At 66.5% G+C, this 1123-nt stretch carries 1 protein-coding gene; it reads left to right on the forward strand.

Translation table 11 applies throughout. From position 1 onward, the window contains the following. On the forward strand, positions 1–1123 hold a 1123-nt coding region (gene treS, locus E1284_RS40860), incomplete at both ends, for a maltose alpha-D-glucosyltransferase (protein WP_131945462.1).

Genomic DNA, 1123 nt, shown 5'->3' on the forward strand with positions numbered 1-1123 from the left:
CCGTGGTTCCAGGCGTCGCGGACCGATCCGGACGGGCCGTTCGGGGACTTCTACATGTGGGCCGACGACGACACCGGCTACCCCGAGGCCCGCATCATCTTCGTCGACACCGAGTCCTCCAACTGGACCTACGACCCGGTCCGCGGCCAGTACTACTGGCACCGGTTCTTCTCCCACCAGCCCGACCTCAACTACGACAACCCCGACGTCCAGGACGCCATGCTGGAGAACCTGCGGTTCTGGCTCGACCTGGGCATCGACGGCTTCCGCCTGGACGCCGTCCCCTACCTGTACGCCCGCGAGGGCACCAACTGCGAGAACCTCCCCGAAACCCACGCCTACCTCAAACGCGTCCGCGCCGAGGTCGACCGCCTCTACCCCGACCGCGTCCTGCTCGCCGAGGCCAACCAATGGCCCGCCGACGTCGTGGAGTACTTCGGCGACCCCGCCGCCGGCGGCGACGAATGCCACATGGCCTTCCACTTCCCCGTCATGCCCCGCATCTTCATGGCCGTCCGCCGCGAACAGCGCTACCCCATCTCCGAGATCATGGCCCAGACCCCCAAGATCCCCGAATCCTGCCAATGGGGCATCTTCCTGCGCAACCACGACGAACTCACCCTGGAGATGGTCACCGACGAAGAACGCGACTACATGTACACCGAATACGCCAAAGACCCCCGCATGAAAGCCAACATCGGCATCCGCCGCCGCCTGGCCCCCCTCCTGGACAACGACCGCAACCAACTCGAACTGTTCACCGCACTCCTGCTGTCGCTGCCCGGCTCCCCCGTCCTGTACTACGGCGACGAGATCGGCATGGGCGACAACATCTGGCTCGGCGACCGCGACGCCGTCCGCACCCCCATGCAATGGACCCCCGACCGCAACGCCGGCTTCTCCCACTGCGACCCCGCCCGCCTGTACCTGCCGGTCATCATGGACCCCATCTACGGCTACCAGGCCGTCAACGTCGAAGCCCAGGCCAACAACCCCGGCAGCCTGCTGCACTGGACCCGCACAATGATCGAGATCCGGCAGCGCCACCCCGTCTTCGGCGTCGGCTCCTACGTCGAACTGTCCGCCTCCAACCCCTCCGTCCTCGCCTTCACCCGCGAGATCA

The organism is Actinomadura bangladeshensis (assembly GCF_004348335.1).
In the GTDB taxonomy this organism is placed as follows: domain Bacteria; phylum Actinomycetota; class Actinomycetes; order Streptosporangiales; family Streptosporangiaceae; genus Spirillospora; species Spirillospora bangladeshensis.